The sequence below is a fragment of the Pseudomonas sp. ef1 genome, from assembly GCF_007293365.2.
Taxonomy (GTDB): Bacteria; Pseudomonadota; Gammaproteobacteria; order Pseudomonadales; family Pseudomonadaceae; genus Aquipseudomonas; species Aquipseudomonas siliginis.
The window spans coordinates 3,558,300-3,573,230 of sequence record NZ_CM129815.1 but is presented as its reverse complement, the minus strand read 5'-3'; the positions used below and the strand labels follow the sequence as shown (position 1 = coordinate 3,573,230).

General features: G+C 60.5%; 13 protein-coding genes. 10 read left to right on the top strand and 3 right to left on the bottom strand.

Translation table 11 applies throughout. The features are described 5' to 3' along the window. Positions 1-165: 165 nt before the first annotated feature. The 3 genes from yghU (at position 166) to FEE99_RS16180 (ending at position 4,763) form a co-directional block, all read left to right on the top strand. On the top strand, positions 166-1,005 hold the full coding sequence (yghU, locus tag FEE99_RS16190; protein WP_041478663.1) for a glutathione-dependent disulfide-bond oxidoreductase: 840 nt from the start codon (positions 166-168) through the stop codon (positions 1,003-1,005). A 268-nt stretch (positions 1,006-1,273) separates the two neighbouring features. Beyond that, the gene (locus FEE99_RS16185; RefSeq protein ID WP_041478662.1) at positions 1,274-3,442 is read left to right on the top strand and encodes a TonB-dependent siderophore receptor; all 2,169 of its coding nucleotides are present in this window, start codon (positions 1,274-1,276) and stop codon (positions 3,440-3,442) included. 127 nt (positions 3,443-3,569) lie between these two features. After that, positions 3,570-4,763, top strand: a complete 1,194-nt coding sequence (locus FEE99_RS16180; RefSeq protein WP_041478661.1) for a GAF domain-containing sensor histidine kinase — start codon at positions 3,570-3,572, stop codon at positions 4,761-4,763. Between the two features lie 8 nt (positions 4,764-4,771). Here the strand turns inward: FEE99_RS16180 and FEE99_RS16175 are convergent, their stop codons facing one another. After that, positions 4,772-5,704, bottom strand: a complete 933-nt coding sequence (locus FEE99_RS16175) for a helix-turn-helix transcriptional regulator (RefSeq protein ID WP_041478660.1) — start codon at positions 5,702-5,704, stop codon at positions 4,772-4,774. Positions 5,705-6,245: 541 nt separating this feature from the next. Here FEE99_RS16175 and FEE99_RS16170 point away from each other — a divergent pair. From FEE99_RS16170 to FEE99_RS16155, 4 genes are all read left to right on the top strand, one after another. Beyond that, positions 6,246-7,595 carry an MFS transporter gene (locus FEE99_RS16170; protein WP_016774438.1) on the top strand — a complete coding sequence of 450 codons (1,350 nt, stop codon included), beginning with the start codon at positions 6,246-6,248 and terminating at the stop codon, positions 7,593-7,595. A 99-nt stretch (positions 7,596-7,694) separates the two neighbouring features. Beyond that, on the top strand, positions 7,695-8,387 hold the full coding sequence (locus FEE99_RS16165) for a fumarylacetoacetate hydrolase family protein (RefSeq protein WP_041478659.1): 693 nt from the start codon (positions 7,695-7,697) through the stop codon (positions 8,385-8,387). A 32-nt stretch (positions 8,388-8,419) separates the two neighbouring features. Continuing rightward, complete coding sequence (locus tag FEE99_RS16160) at positions 8,420-9,178, top strand: SDR family oxidoreductase (protein WP_041478658.1); 759 nt, start codon at positions 8,420-8,422, stop codon at positions 9,176-9,178. Positions 9,179-9,209: 31 nt separating this feature from the next. Continuing rightward, positions 9,210-10,166: a 2-hydroxyacid dehydrogenase gene (locus tag FEE99_RS16155; RefSeq protein WP_041478657.1), complete on the top strand. Its 957-nt coding sequence runs from the start codon at positions 9,210-9,212 to the stop codon at positions 10,164-10,166. Between the two features lie 1,432 nt (positions 10,167-11,598). Here FEE99_RS16155 and FEE99_RS16150 read toward each other — a convergent pair. Both FEE99_RS16150 and FEE99_RS16145 read right to left on the bottom strand, forming a co-directional pair. Continuing rightward, positions 11,599-11,940 carry a hypothetical protein gene (locus FEE99_RS16150; protein WP_041480431.1) on the bottom strand — a complete coding sequence of 114 codons (342 nt, stop codon included), beginning with the start codon at positions 11,938-11,940 and terminating at the stop codon, positions 11,599-11,601. 85 nt (positions 11,941-12,025) lie between these two features. After that, positions 12,026-12,667, bottom strand: a complete 642-nt coding sequence (locus FEE99_RS16145) for a class II glutamine amidotransferase (protein ID WP_041480628.1) — start codon at positions 12,665-12,667, stop codon at positions 12,026-12,028. Positions 12,668-12,834: 167 nt separating this feature from the next. Between FEE99_RS16145 and FEE99_RS16140 the strand changes: the two genes are divergently transcribed. The 3 genes from FEE99_RS16140 (at position 12,835) to FEE99_RS16130 (ending at position 14,849) form a co-directional block, all read left to right on the top strand. Continuing rightward, positions 12,835-13,083: a hypothetical protein gene (locus FEE99_RS16140; RefSeq protein ID WP_041480432.1), complete on the top strand. Its 249-nt coding sequence runs from the start codon at positions 12,835-12,837 to the stop codon at positions 13,081-13,083. Positions 13,084-13,188: 105 nt separating this feature from the next. Then, positions 13,189-14,346 carry a GGDEF domain-containing protein gene (locus FEE99_RS16135; RefSeq protein WP_064361157.1) on the top strand — a complete coding sequence of 386 codons (1,158 nt, stop codon included), beginning with the start codon at positions 13,189-13,191 and terminating at the stop codon, positions 14,344-14,346. A gap of 8 nt (positions 14,347-14,354) precedes the next feature. Beyond that, complete coding sequence (locus tag FEE99_RS16130) at positions 14,355-14,849, top strand: PaaI family thioesterase (protein ID WP_041480434.1); 495 nt, start codon at positions 14,355-14,357, stop codon at positions 14,847-14,849. Positions 14,850-14,931: the final 82 nt, after the last annotated feature.

The window sequence follows — 14,931 nt, the reverse complement described above, 5'->3', positions numbered from 1 at the left end:
AACCTGTGGGAGCTGGCTTGCCAGCGATTGCGGTGGGTCAGCCAATATTGATGCTGGATGTGCCGCCGTCATCGCTGGCAAGCCAGCTCCCACAAGGTAGTGTTCTCAATCCTTTCGAGATACGGTGTCTACCTGTTCTCTCCCAGCATCGACGAGGTCCGTTTCATGAGCAATGCGTCTTACGTTCCGCCCAAGGTCTGGAAACACGAAGCCCCTTCCGGCGGCCACTTCGCCAGCATCAACCGGCCGATCGCCGGGCCGACCCATGACAAAGAGCTGCCGGTGGGCAAGCATCCGTTGCAGCTGTATTCGCTGGCCACGCCCAACGGCGTCAAGGTCACCATCATGCTCGAAGAGTTGCTCGCACTCGGGCACAGCGAGGCCGAATACGATGCGTGGCTGATCCGCATTGGCGAGGGCGATCAGTTCTCCAGCGGTTTTGTCGAGGTCAACCCGAACTCGAAAATCCCGGCGCTGCTGGACCGCAGCGTCGAGCCGCCGATCCGGGTGTTCGAGTCCGGTTCGATCCTGCTGTATCTCGCGGAAAAGTTCGGCGCCTTGCTGCCCAAGGATCCGGCCGGTCGTACCGAAACCCTTAACTGGCTGTTCTGGCAAATGGGCTCGGCGCCGTACCTGGGCGGCGGTTTCGGGCATTTCTACGCGTATGCGCCGGAGAAGCTCGAATACCCGATCAACCGCTTCACCATGGAAGCCAAACGGCAGCTGGATGTGCTCAACCGCCGTCTCGCCGACAACACCTATCTGGCCGGCGACGATTACACCATCGCCGACATCGCCGTGTGGCCCTGGTACGGGCAACTGGTGCGCAACAACGTTTACTCGGCGGCGGAATTTCTCGCCGCGCACGAGTACACCCATGTGCAGCGCTGGGCGGAAGAAATCGCCAAGCGGCCAGCGGTCATCCGTGGGCAGCGAGTGAATCGCACCTGGGGTGATGAAGACAGTCAGGTGCCGGAGCGGCATGAGGCGAAGGATCTGGACTGATAGCAAAAACCGCATAACCCTGTGGGAGCGAGCCTGCTCGCGAAAGCGTCGTATCAGACAACGCATCTGTTGAATGACACACCGCCTTCGCGAGCAGGCCCGCTCCCACATTTGCCTGCGGAGGCCATCAAATCCAATTGTGAAAAAATCATTAACTAACTGACTCGTACGGGTTTATTCCCCCGGAAACTTCCGACATACTAATGCGAATAATTCTTACATTCACTCGCATTAGTTTCGTTTGGGTAAATCTTGGGGAAGCAGATAGATGTCGTTTCACACCATTCACCGCCGCTCGAACCTTTCACCTAACCTCCTCGCACTCGCCATCGGCATGGCCAGCATCGCTCCTGCGTTGGCTGAAGAAACCGCAGCCACTGCGCCAGCCAATGGCCCGCTGGAACTGCAAGCGACCGAAATCGGCGCTACGCAGATGAGCGGCACCACCGAAGACACGCAGTCCTACACCACCGGCCCGATGCAGACCGCGACCAAGCTGTCGCTGACCATGCGCGAAACGCCGCAGGCGGTGACGGTGATCACTCGTCAGCGCATGGACGACCAGAACATGACCAGCGTCAACGACGTGGTGCGCGGTACGCCGGGGCTGTTCCTCAGCGAGGCCAGCGGTCCGGGCCGGCAGACTTACAAGGCGCGCGGTTTCGACATCGACAACATCATGTACGACGGCCTGCCCAGCTCGTATTCGCCGTACACCCTGGCGGTGCAACCGAACCTGGCGATGTTCGACCGGGTGGAAATCGTTCGTGGCGCGACCGGCCTGGTCACCGGTGCCGGCAACCCGTCGGCGGCGATCAACATGGTGCGCAAGCGTCCAACCGCTGATCAGCGCGTAACCCTCACCGGCGCCGCCGGCAGCTGGGATGACTACCGTGGCGAAGTCGATGCCTCCAGCCCGCTGAACGAAAGCGGCACCCTGCGTGGCCGGGTAGTGACGTCGTATCAGGGCGCGGACAGTTTCCGCGACAAGGAAGAAAACGATCACGGCCTGTTCTACGCCATCGGTGAAGCCGACCTGAGTGACAGCACCACCGCGACCCTCGGCTTCTCCCGGCAAAACGATCAGACCAACTATTTCTGGGGCGGCCTGCCGATCGGCGAAAACGGCCACCACCTCGACCTGCCTCGCTCCACTTACCCGGGCACCGATTGGGAGAACCGCAAGCTGCAGGTCGACACCGTGTTCGGTGAAGTCGAACACCGTTTCGCCAATGACTGGAAACTGCACCTCGGCGGCTCGACTTCGACAACCGACGGCGAATTCTCCGGCACGTACCTGTCGCGCTACGACGGCCCGCTGGAAACCACCGCCTACCAATCGCACCACACCGACAAGCAACGCGCCTTCGACGGTTTCGCCAGCGGCCCGTTCGAAGCGTTCGGCCGCACTCACGAACTGGTGGTCGGCGCCAGCAACCGCGTGTACGACGCCACCACCAAGGAATACTCGCCCTACGACACAGGTCTGCCGATCGCCGCGCCCAAGCCTGACTTCGTCCGCAGTGGCAAATCGCGCAACGTCACCACCCAGGACGCGGTTTACCTGACCACGCGCTTGAGCCTGGCCGACCCGCTGACGTTGATCCTCGGCAGCCGCCTGGACTGGTATGACTACGACGATCGCAGTGCCGACGGTGACTTCAAGGTCACGCGCAACCTGACCCGTTACGCCGGCCTGATCTACAAACTCGATGACCATCATTCGGTCTACGCCAGCTACACCGATATCTTCACCCCGCAAACCCAGAAGGACCTCGGCGGCAAAGTGCTCGAGCCGATCGTCGGTGAAAACTACGAAGTCGGAATCAAGGGCGAATATTTCGACGGCGCGCTGAACGGCAGCGTGGCGGTGTTCCAGATGGACCAGACCAACCGCGCCACCCAGGCGGCGACCCAGCTCGGCTGCCCGGAACTGACCTGCTACGAAACCTCCGGCAAGGTTCGCGCCCAAGGCGTGGACATGGAACTGCAAGGTGCGCTGACCGAGCAATGGCAAGTCGGCGCCGGCTACACCTACACCCGCGCCCACTACATCAAGGACGAAAACCCGGCCAACAATAACCAGAAATTCGACACCGACATGCCCGAGCACCTGTTCAAGGTCTCCACCGTGTACCGCTTCAAAGGCCCGCTGGAAAAACTGCGCGTGGGCGGCAACGTCTACTGGCAGAGCCGCATGTACAACGACATCGCTCTGGCCAATGGCGGCAGCTATCGTCTAGAACAGGGCGGCTACGCGGTCACCGACCTGATGGCCGGTTATGAGGTCAACAAGCACCTCGACCTGCAGGTCAATGCCAACAACATCTTTGACCGCAAGTACTATTCCTCCATCGGCACCGACGTGACCTGGGGCTCGACCGACAACTACGGCACCCCGCGCAGCTACATGATGACCGCCAAGTACAAGTTCTGAGGCGATAGCGCTCAGCAAGCACCGCACAGGGCGCCGGGACTTTTCCCGGCGCCCTTTTTTGCAGGTTCATTAGGCATGGCCGGCAATTACCGATAGTCTCTGGCGACACTTTCGCGAAGCGCCGGCCATGCCCCAGACAGATTTCTCCTCCGACCTCCAGGCCATCGGCAGCATTGACGCTGTGCCTGTGATCCTGAGCATGGTCAAGCATACGACCGGCATGCGCTTCGCCGCTGTAGCGCGGGTCACCGAGAGCAAGTGGATCGCTTGCGCCGTGGATGACTCGATAGACTTCGGCCTGTTGCCCGGCGGCGAACTGGTACTGGAATCGACGATTTGTCATGAGATCCGTCAGCACCATCAGCCGGTGATCTTCGGCCATGCCAGCCAGCACCCGCTGTTCTCCACGCACCACACGCCGAAAACCTATGGTCTGGAAAGCTACATTTCGATTCCGATCATCAAGGCCGATGGCGAGTTTTTCGGCACACTCTGCGCCATTGATTCGGTTCCGGCGAACCTCGACGACCCGGCCATCGAAAAGACCCTCACCCTCTTCGCCCAGCTGATTGCGATGAGCCTGGATACCCAGGGCCATTTGCACGCGACCAAAACCGCACTGGCCGATGCCAACGAAATGGGCCGTCTGCGCGAGCAGTTCATCGCCGTACTGGGCCATGACTTGCGCACGCCACTCAGTGCCATTCGCATGAGTGCCGACCTGCTGCAAAGCAAAGCCGAAGACAAGCGCTCGCGTACCCTGCTATCGGCGATCCGTACCAGTTCGGTGCGCATGGGCGTGCTGATCGAAAACATCCTCGACTTTGCCCGGGGTCGGCTCGGCAGCGGGATTCCGGTGCAACGCAAACTGGTCGATGACTTGCAGCAAACGCTGCGCCAGACCCTGGAAGAAATCCAGGTGGCGTACCCGCAGGCGAAGTTCATTGATTCGCTTGAGGTACCGACCGGGGTCTATTGCGACCCATTGCGCATCAGCCAGTTGTTGTCGAATCTGCTGGGCAACGCGGTGACCCACGGTTCTACGGCCGAACCGATCGTGCTCAAAGCCTTTGCCGAGGGCGACGAAATCGTCATTTCTCTGACCAACCAGGGCATGCCAATCCCGCCTGCGCTGATGCCGCTGCTGTTCGAACCGTTTTCCCGTTCGGAAGCGGGCCAGCGTCATGAAGGGTTGGGACTGGGCTTGTACATTGCCGGGCAAATTGCCAATGCGCACAACGGCACCTTGACCGTGACGTCCGACAGCGAGGCAGGCACCTGTTTCGTGGCGCGCTTCCCTGCCCGCTTCAAGTGGGTCTGAACGCCGTTCTAAGTATTCAGAGGAGTTTGCGGCGTGTCCGGGTTGAGCTGGCGGCGACGAAACTGCCCCGGTGGCTGGCCATGAATCTGGCGAAACCGCCGAGAGAAATAGGCCTCATCAGCAAATCCACACAGCCGCGCGACCTCGCCCACCGAGCGCGTGCTGTTGAGCAGGAAATTGCGCGCCGCGTGCATGCGCCGCTCCAGCACCAGCTCGGTGAAAGTCTTGCCGATCTCCTTGCGCAGCCAGTGCGTCAGGTAAGTCGGTGACAGATAGGTCGCAGCGGCGACTTTGATCAGGTTGAGATCAGGATCGGCGATGTTCTTCCGCAAGTATTCGAACATGCGGCTCAAAGCGTCGCGACGGCTGTTTTCGGCGGCGTTCTCTTCTGCCAAGCGCTTGAGCGGCTCGGCGTAAAGAAAACATACGCTGCCAATCATCTGCAGCAACAAGCCCTTGAGCATTTCCCGCGTGCCGAACTGACGGTTCTCATCAAGGCTGCGCATCTGCTCGATCAGGCCGCAGACCTGAGCGAAATCCTCATCGCCCAAAATGAAATCCAGATGCTCCTGAAAGCGGAACGGCGACAGTTCAGGCGCGAGCAGGATTGACACCTCTTCCAGATCCATCGGGTCGCACTGTAGATGCGGCAAGAGGAACGTCTGGGAAAAATTGATGACGATGAAATTGCTGTCTGCGGGATGCGGAATCACATGCACGCGGTGCGGCAGGATGAACGCCAGAGTGTTGCGCGGGAACGGCCGCTGCACGCTGCCGATGTGCTGCACGGTGTCGCCACCGAGGTTGATCTGGATCTGGAAGTACTCGTGCCGGTGAGGCGCGGTTTCGGCGCGCCGACCCTTTTTGTCGCGAATGTAGAAATCGGTCAATTCGCTGCGTTGCTGCATGACGTAGGTCGGGATACGGCTGGGTGAAGACATGGGCGGGAGGTCCTCCGAGCAGTGAGGTGGCGCCCATCATCTTGCAGGGTTGTGCGGTGGGCGGCAACGAGTCATACGATGACGTTGTCTTTTTTGAAAGAAGCCTCACCATATGCCTGTCCAAAAACCGCACCACTATAAAAATAACGATAGTCGTTATTTTTCAGCTGGTTAAGATTTACAACTGATCTTTATTCTCAAGACAAATCGCATTTATCTTTTTGGACACGTTCGCCAAATCCACATTTTTGAAGAGAAAACGTTCTAACCCATCGGTTGATTTAGAACCGTTGTACGACCACTGTAATGACCAACGCAGCCCGACCTCTTTCAAAAACAATCAAAGGTGCGCACGTCATGATCCTGCTATTTCCCCTCGCCGCCCCGCCCGACCTCCCCTTGAAATCAGTCGCAGAAAGACGTTCCTGAACTTCTGAAAACCGCGCTGCAACCCGTTCGATTGCCTTGCCCCACACGTTGCGGGCAACGGCATCGGCTGCTCGAAAAATCTCGACTCTTCTAACAATAACGAGGTCTCCGCATGTCCAACTCCCATTCTTCCAGTGCCACGGTGCCGCCGGTGATTGCCGGCGCACGCGATGCCGTTACGACGCAGCGCCTGCCTACGCGGCGGCGCTGGTTCATGCTGTCGTTGCTGCTGATTGCGACGATCATCAATTACATCGACCGGGTGAACATTTCGATTGCCGCTCCGTTCATGGCCAAGGACCTGGGCCTGGACAAGATCGAAATGGGCCTGATCTTCTCCGCGTTCGCCTGGACCTATGCCTTGGCGCTGGTGCCGGCCGGGTTCATCGCTGACCGGTTTGGTTCGCGCTTCACCTACGGCGTATCGCTGATCAGTTGGTCGACCGTCACCGTCTGCCAGGGCTTCGCCACAGGATTTGCTTCGCTGTTCGGCCTGCGCCTGGCGGTCGGCGCCATGGAAGCCCCGGCCTTTCCGGCCAACAGCCGCGCCGTGACGGTGTGGTTCCCGGCGCGGGAACGCGGGATGGCCAGCAGCATTTACGTGTGCGGCCAGTACCTCGGCACGGCGTTGTTCACCGGCGCGCTGCTGTGGCTGGCGACCACCTTCGACTGGCGCCACGTGTTCTACAGCACTGGCGCACTCGGCATCGTCTTCGGTGTGCTGTGGCTGTACCTGTATCGCGATCCGCTGAACTGCAAGAAGGTCAGCCAGGAAGAATTGAAGTACATCGAAACCGGCGGCGGTCTGGTCAAGAGCAGTCAGGAGCGCACCCGTTTCAACTGGCGGCAGATTGCCGAACTGTTCAGCTATCGGCAGATCTGGGCGATCTGCATCGGCAAATTCGCCAGCACCTCGGCGCTGTACTTCTTCCTCACCTGGTTCCCGACCTACCTGATCGAAGAACGCAAACTGACCATGATCAAGGCCGGGATCTTTGCCGTGCTGCCGTTCGTGGGTGCGACGGTGGGGATTCTGCTGGCCGGCATCGTTTCCGACCTGCTGATCCGTCGCGGCTACTCGATGTCGTTTGCGCGCAAGTTGCCGCTGGTGGTCGGTTCAATGCTGGGCATGTCGATCGTGCTGGTGAATTTCACCGATTCCAACCTGATCTGCATCGCCGTGCTGACCATCGCCTTCTTCGCCCAGGGCATCGCGTCCTCGTCGTGGGCGGCGGTGTCGGAAGTGGCGCCGAAAGAGCTGATCGGCCTCACCGGCGGCATTACCAGCCTGGCGGCGAATATCGGCGGCATTGTCACACCGATCGTGATCGGCGCCATCGTTCACGCCACCGGCACCTTCGCCTATGCCTTCTGGTTTATTGGCGGTGTTGCGCTGATCGGCACCCTCTCCTACTCGTTGCTGCTCGGGCGCCTGTATCGCATCGAACTGAAGGTGCGCTGAGCAGAGAAAGCCGGATTTGTCCAAACACAGGCGGCTTTCGTCCAACTTCGCCGACGCCAGCCGCCGTACGCTGCCCTTTCAAACAGGATGACCCGCAGGATGAACATGACCGAATACGTCTTTACCCCGGATCTGCCCGTGACCTTGCCGGTACTCGACACCGAGCAGCGCTTCCCCGTTGGCCGGGTGTTCTGTGTCGGCCGTAACTACCCATGGCCGGACTCTCAAGGCCAGTCGCGCCAGCCGCCGGTGTTTTTCATGAAACCGGCAAGCTGCGTGGTCGATGCCGTCGGCGACGTCGCCTTCCCCTCAGTGTGCGAGGACTTCGTTCACGAAATCGAACTGGTCGTGGCCATCGGTGAAGGCGGCGCCCATATCCCTGAAGATCAGGCTCTGGCCTACGTCTGGGGCTACGCTGCCGGCCTCGACCTGACCCGCCGCGATGTTCAACGCGCAGCCAAGAGCAACGGCTTGCCGTGGGAAGGCGCCAAGGTGTTCGACGGCGCGGCGCCGATGACTGCCGTTGTCCCGGTGAGCCGCTGCGGCCATCCCGAGGGCGAGTTGTGGCTGAACGTCAACGGCGAAGAACGCCAGCGCGACAACCTCGACAGCCAGATCTGGTCGGTCAGCGAAGTGATCGCCCGCATCTCGCAATCCGTGGCCCTGCGCGCCGGCGACCTGATCATGACCGGCAGCCCCGCTGGCGTTGACAGCCTGCAACCGGGCGATGTGATCAGCGCCGGCATCGACGGCATCGGCCAATTGGAAATGCGCGTCGGCCCACGGCCCTGATCCCGCGGATTAAGAAAAAGGAGAACAACACTATGACGACCCCTTTGAAAGTCGCGCTGGTGACCGGCGCCGGCAGTGGCATTGGCCGCGCCGTAGCACTCGGCCTGATGGCTGACGGTTTTACCCTCGTGCTCGCCGGACGCCGGCCCGAGCCCTTGCAAACGCTGGTCGAACTGGCGCAGAGCCAGGGTCATCAAGCCTTGGCGGTGCCCACCGACGTGCGTGACCCGGCCAGTGTCGACGTGCTGTTCGCGACCATTGCCGAGGTCTACGGCCGCCTCGACGTGGTCTTCAACAACGCCGGGGTCAACGCCCCCGCCGTGCCGCTGGATGAACTGACCTTCGAGCAGTGGCGCAACGTGATCGACACCAACCTCAACGGAGTCTTTCTGTGCGCTCGCGGCGCGTTTGGGCTGATGCGCAAACAACAGCCGCTGGGCGGACGAATCATCAACAACGGTTCGATCTCGGCCCACACGCCGCGCCCGTTCAGCAGCGCCTACACCGCGAGCAAACACGCCGTGCTCGGCCTGACCAAATCCCTGGCGCTGGACGGCCGCGAATTCAACATTGCCTGCAGCCAGATCGACATCGGCAATGCCCTGACGGAAATGTCGGTGCGCATGACCCAAGGCGTACGCCAGGCCAACGGCAGCATCGCCGTCGAACCGATGGTCGACGTCAAACACGTCGCCGATGCGGTGCGCTACATCGCCGGCCTGCCGCTGTCGGCCAACGTCCTGAACATGACCGTCATGGCCAGCGCCATGCCGTTTGCCGGCCGCGGTTGAGCCGGCCTTTTTATTGCGTAACGAGGTAGCCATGAAGCCAGAAATCCTGCAACTGAGCCCGATCCTGATCCCGGCAATCAACGCGCGTCTGGAGGAACTGTTCACCGTACGCCGCTACTTCCAGCAAGCGGACAAACCCGCCTACATAAACGAACACGGCGCCAACATCCGCGGCGTCATCACCGGCGGCCACACCGGCATCAGCCAGGCGCTGATGGCGCAACTGCCGAACCTGGAAGTCGTCGCGGTCAACGGCGTCGGCACCGATGCCGTCGATCTGGCCTACGCCCGCGACCGCGGCATCCGCGTCACCGCCACCATCGGCGCCCTCACCGAAGACGTCGCCGACCTCGCCATCGGCCTGCTCATCTCGGTCTGTCGTGGCCTGTGCACCAGCGACCGCTACGTCCGCTCCGGCCAATGGCCGCAAAGCCCGACCCCACTCGCCCCGCTGCCCTTGGCCCGACAAGTCTCCGGCATGCGCATCGGCATCGTCGGCATGGGCCGCGTCGGCCGCGCCATCGCCACCCGCGCCGCCGCCTTCGGCTGCCCGATCAGCTACACCGACCTGCAACCAATGAGCGACGTCCCCCACACCTTCGTCGCCGACCTCAAACAACTCGCCCGCGACAGCGACGCCCTGATCCTCGCCGCCGCAGCGGACAAGGGCGAAGCGATCATCGACGCGCAAGTGCTGCAAGCGCTGGGCAAGGACGGTTACCTGGTCAACGTCGCCCGGGGCAAACTGGTGAATGAGACGGATCTGGTTGCCGCGCTTGCGGCTGGCGAGATTGCCGGGGCTGGGCTGGATGTGTTTGTCGATGAACCGAATGTGCCGGAAGCGTTGTTTGGTAATGAACAAGTGGTGCTGCAACCGCATCGGGCCAGCGCCACGCTTCAGACACGCACGCGGATGGGGGAAATGGTCGTGGCGAGCTTGCTGGATAGCTTTGCCGGCAAAGTACCGGCTGGGTGCGTGACTGGGTAAAGGCGCAAACGGAGCGCTAGCGCCTTCGCGAGCAGGCTCGCTCCCACAGGTTTTGTGGTGTGATCAGGAATCGGCCAACGTCCAATGTAGGAGAGAGCCTGTTCGCGATGGCGGCGGGTCAGGCAGCGATGTGTTGTCGGGGATGACGCTATCGCGAGCAGGCTCACTCCTACAGTTTTGATTGCGTGCATTCAGCGAGAAATGGATCGGCCGTCAGACCGCCTTCGCGAGCAGGCTCGCTCCCACAGGTTTGATTGCGTACATTCAGTGAGAAATGGGGCGGCTGTCAGGCAGCCTTTGCTGGCAAGCCAGCTCCCACAGGTTTTTGTGGCGTGGACAGGAATTGGTCAACACCCAACGTCCAACGCAGGCTTGCTCTCAACAGAAAAGCAAAAGCAAAGGCCAGATCAAAAGATCGCAGCCTTCGGCAGCTCCTACAGTTGGATCGCGTTCTGCTCAAGAACAGGGCGGCTGTCAGGCAGCCTTTGCTGGCAAGCCAGCTCCCACAGGTTTTTGTGGCGTGGACAGGAATTGGTCAACACCCAACGTCCAATGCAGGCTTGCTCTCAACAGAAAAGCAAAAGCAAAGGCCAGATCAAAAGATCGCAGCCTTCGGCAGCTCCTACAGTTGGATCGCGTTCTGCTCAAGAACAGGGCGGCTGTCAGGCAGCCTTCGCTGGCAAGCCAGCTCCCACAGGTTTTTGTGGCGTGGACAGGAATTGGTCAACACCCAACGTCCAACGCAGGCTTGCTCTCAACAGAAAAGCAAAAGCAAAGGCCAGATCAAAAGATCGCAGCCTTCGGCAGCTCCTACAGTTGGATCGCGTTCTGCTCAAGAACAGGGCGGCTGTCAGGCAGCCTTCGCTGGCAAGCCAGCTCCCACAGGTTTTTGTGGCGTGGACAGGAATTGGTCAACACCCAACGTCCAATGCAGGCTTGCTCTCAACAGAAAAGCAAAAGCAGACCCCATCGCTTTTCACCACTCAATACAATGAGCGCAAGCTCGAGTGGCTCTTGATCTTGGAGCCCGTCGGCAGGCTGAGCGGAGGGATTGATCCGGGCGTGGGAGCGCAGCGACCGTACGACGCAGTCGTACACAGCGGAAGGAGGTGCAGCGGAGCAAACCGGAGCCGCTGCGCCCGGATCGATCCCGGAGCGAAGGAACCCCGAGCCTAAGCGAGCGGGCCGAACGTCAGGGCGCAGCCTTTTGGTTACTTTTTGGCGTTTGAAAAAGTGACCCGCTGTAAGAGCGGAACCGTAATCAGCCACACCCGCAGAAACGGATATACACCCAAAACCCGAAGAGCATGGTCGGCCCAAAGGCCGCCAAGTCCAAAAAAAAGCCCCACAACCGAAAACCAGTGTGGGGCGAAAAAATTGGTTGGTTGCGGCCAACCAAAGGAGCTCTGTCAAAACCCGTCAAGCGCTCAGATCAAATGCACTCCTGAGCCGCCCGCTCAAAACTCGAAGGCAACAAATTCGACGCCAGCAAATGCCGCTCATAAATGAACACCTTGCCGCCCTTCCCCGCCTTGTACGCCTCCAGCACGTTGTCGGCGGATACCTTGCTCGGCACCACAATCCGATAACTGCGCTGACTCTGCGAAACCGTCGGATTCAACGCACTGCCCTGCAACTTCGGCACCACGCAATCGGCGTACTGCGCCGGCGTCTTGCTGGTCTGCAACGTCAGGGTCGGATCGTTCGGCGCCGAAGCACAACCGCCGAGCAAAAGGGAAACAAAAGCCATGGCTGGCACGAATAAAGGACGCATCGGGGTAATCCTGAAAATAAAGGTTCGGTTCAACCGGCAACGGTTCGACTTCACGGCGCCGCCGTTGCCATTTACGTTTTAAGAATCAGCTCGACGCCACCAGGGCCTTGAGCGACACATCGAATTGCTTCAGCGCATTGAGTTGCAGATCACGCTGCTGATTGATCTGTGCCGCGATCTGCGGCGCTGCCTGGTTGTGCACCCAGACCGAAGGCAATTCTTGCTCGATCGCCCCCTCGGCCTTGCCGATGTACTGCAGATCGGCGTCGTAGAACCGCGCAGAGAAGCGCGCCTCGACCAGACTGTTGCGCTGGGTCAGCAAGCGGTTGAAGGTGTCGAGCTTGACCACCACGTCCGGATGGGCCTTAACCAGCGCATCCAGATTGTCGTAGACGGTTACCGAGACGAACTGCTGTTGCAGCGAACTCATCAGCCAGTCGAGGGCCAGTTCCGGGTCGGAACTGCCGACAAAGGCGTCGCGGATTCGCGAGTCCAGTGCGTCTTTCGCACCGTTGAGCGCCATGTCGTGGTAGCGCTCCAGGTATTGCAGGTTCTGCAAGGTGTTTTCGCTCAACAACACACCCACGGTCTGCGTGTGCTGCAACGCCGAGGCGCTGGCGGCGATGGGTTGCAGGTGACACGACCGGGCGTCGTCTGCGTAAGCCGGTGCAGTAACCACCCCGCCCATCAGCAGGGCGATCATTGCCAGTCGAGTCAGAATGTTCATCGCGCAATTTCCTTGAGCTGCGTCTTCGATGGAGGTGATTTTCCGCCGATCGCCGGCAAAGCAGAACTTGCGTTTCTTGATGGTCACTATTACTTCCAGCAATAGTTGCGCGTCGCGCAGACTGATGCACACTGAGCACATTCAAGAAAAATGATGAGGGTCTCGCCTTGAGAACGTTTGATCTGATCCGTGACGCCGTGCTGCCCGAATATCGCGACCGCGTAGCCGAATACCTAGTGCAGTACGAAAGCGTCCTGCTGGACAAAACCACCCGCGATGCGCAATTGATCCGCGACACTGCCCAGCAACTGCGCGGTTACCTGCGCGGCCTCAATACCACGCGGGTGCTGGGCATGGCCTATTGGGAAGAGCTCGATCGCCGCGTGGTAGACACCTGGCTAAGCCCGCAAGAGTGACCGCTGAAGCGCCAGTGGTCTGCCCGGCAACGCGCCCCCTGCGAAAAACCTGACCAAACGCTTACAATCGCAGGCCTATTGCCATACAGACAGGCCTGCCCGGAAATGCCGCTCGACCCGCCAACGATGCTGACCATCACGATCGCCCTCGCAGCCGCTGCCGCGCTGTACCTGGCGGTCGAGTGGCGCAGCATCCGTGAGCCTTCGCTACTGTTCTGGAGCGCCGGTTTCGCCACCATCACCATCGGTTCCACCCTCGCGCTGCTGCGCAGCAGCGGTTTTCTGCTGCTGGGCATCTGGTTCGCCAACGGCCTGCTGGTGACCGCGCATTTCTTTTTCCTGCTCGGTGTGGCGCGCTTCACCCAGACCCGACTGTCGCCGGCGTGGTACCTGATTTTCGCAACCTGGCTGATCATGTTGACGTTGCCGGACGGGCCGCTGTGGTCCAAGGCCATGTTGGTGGCCAACTCAATGCTGGTGGCGATTCCGACACTCAAGGCCAGTTCGCTGCTGCGTCCACACGGCAAATCATTGAGCGTTGGCGCGGTGCAATTGCGCTATGTGCTACTTGGCCACGGCATCTTTTATGTGGCCAAGGCCCTGACCGTGGTGATCCCCGGCACGCTGATCGATCTGGCGGCGTTTCGCGGCGAGATCATTCAGATTTCGCTGGTCGAAGGCGCGATGGCGATCATGTTGATCGCCCTGTCGATGACCGGCACCGAGCGTTATCGCCGGGAAAAACAGATCGCCCGCCTCGCCGAGCGCGATCCGCTGACCGCACTGTACAACCGCCGGGCCCTGGAAAAACGCACGCCCCGCCTGCTGGCCGGCGTTTCCGCGCAAAAACCAGGGGCGCTGCTGTTGATCGATATCGACAACTTCAAACTGGTCAACGACCAGTACGGGCATATTGCCGGTGATCGCTTGCTGATTGCCTTGAGCGAAATGATCCGCGCCCAGCTGCCGCCCCATGCATTGACTGCGCGACTGGGCGGCGATGAGTTTCTGATGCTGCTCAACAACGCGTCAGCCGAAGCTATCCTTGAACTGGGCAACGCCTTGCGTGAACAGTTTCTGGCCCTGGCGTCGCACACCTATCCCACGTCCGCTGCGGTGACCTTGAGCATCGGCGCCACCCTGTTCGACAAACCGCCGGCCAGTCTCGCGGCGCTGATCGAACTTGGCGACGCCGCGCTCTATGAGTCCAAACGCGGCGGACGCAACCGCTTGCGCCTGTCCGGCCTCGCCACTCCAGGATGAAACCCGCCATGTCCAGCCACGACACCCCGCTGCAAGACCTCGCCGCCCCCGAAGGCGTTTGTTACGGCTGCGGCGGCCGCAATCCGCAAGGCCTGCATGTGAAAAGTCGTTGGGATGAGGACGGCCACCACGTCATCGCCGAGCATCTGCCCGAAGCTCAATACTGCGGCTGGCCGGATCTGGTTTACGGCGGGCTGATTGCCATGCTCGTCGACTGTCACTCCAACTGGACCGCCATGGCCTGGCACTACCGCGCGGAAAACCGCGAAGCCGGCAGCCTGCCGCGCATCGACTGCGTCACCGGTAACCTTGGGATCAAGTTCATCAAACCCACACCGATGGGCGTACCGCTGCTCTTGCGCGCGCGAGTCGAAGGTGAAGTCGGGCGCAAGACCCGGGTGATTTGCGAGGTGTATGCCGGGGAAGTGCTGACGGCAGTGGGTGATTCGGTGTTTGTGCGGGTAGATACGGGGCAGTTGGCCAACGCCGCGCATGGCCGCTGAAGTTAGCTCGACCTGTAGGAGCTGCCGCAGGCTGCGATCTCTTGACTTTGCTTTATCACGGCAAAAGCAAGATCACAAGATC

What these genes read in the sequence shown, in the direction of transcription:
- FEE99_RS16180 (WP_041478661.1), top strand. Translation starts at nt 3,570, where the DNA reads ATGCCCCAGACAGATTTCTCCTCCGACCTCCAGGCCATCGGCAGCATT.
- FEE99_RS16130 (WP_041480434.1), top strand. Translation starts at nt 14,355, where the DNA reads ATGTCCAGCCACGACACCCCGCTGCAAGACCTCGCCGCCCCCGAAGGC.
- yghU (WP_041478663.1), top strand. Translation starts at nt 166, where the DNA reads ATGAGCAATGCGTCTTACGTTCCGCCCAAGGTCTGGAAACACGAAGCC.
- FEE99_RS16160 (WP_041478658.1), top strand. Translation starts at nt 8,420, where the DNA reads ATGACGACCCCTTTGAAAGTCGCGCTGGTGACCGGCGCCGGCAGTGGC.
- FEE99_RS16175 (WP_041478660.1), bottom strand. Translation starts at nt 5,704, where the DNA reads ATGTCTTCACCCAGCCGTATCCCGACCTACGTCATGCAGCAACGCAGC.
- FEE99_RS16170 (WP_016774438.1), top strand. Translation starts at nt 6,246, where the DNA reads ATGTCCAACTCCCATTCTTCCAGTGCCACGGTGCCGCCGGTGATTGCC.
- FEE99_RS16150 (WP_041480431.1), bottom strand. Translation starts at nt 11,940, where the DNA reads ATGCGTCCTTTATTCGTGCCAGCCATGGCTTTTGTTTCCCTTTTGCTC.
- FEE99_RS16135 (WP_064361157.1), top strand. Translation starts at nt 13,189, where the DNA reads ATGCCGCTCGACCCGCCAACGATGCTGACCATCACGATCGCCCTCGCA.
- FEE99_RS16185 (WP_041478662.1), top strand. Translation starts at nt 1,274, where the DNA reads ATGTCGTTTCACACCATTCACCGCCGCTCGAACCTTTCACCTAACCTC.
- FEE99_RS16155 (WP_041478657.1), top strand. Translation starts at nt 9,210, where the DNA reads ATGAAGCCAGAAATCCTGCAACTGAGCCCGATCCTGATCCCGGCAATC.
- FEE99_RS16165 (WP_041478659.1), top strand. Translation starts at nt 7,695, where the DNA reads ATGAACATGACCGAATACGTCTTTACCCCGGATCTGCCCGTGACCTTG.
- FEE99_RS16145 (WP_041480628.1), bottom strand. Translation starts at nt 12,667, where the DNA reads ATGAACATTCTGACTCGACTGGCAATGATCGCCCTGCTGATGGGCGGG.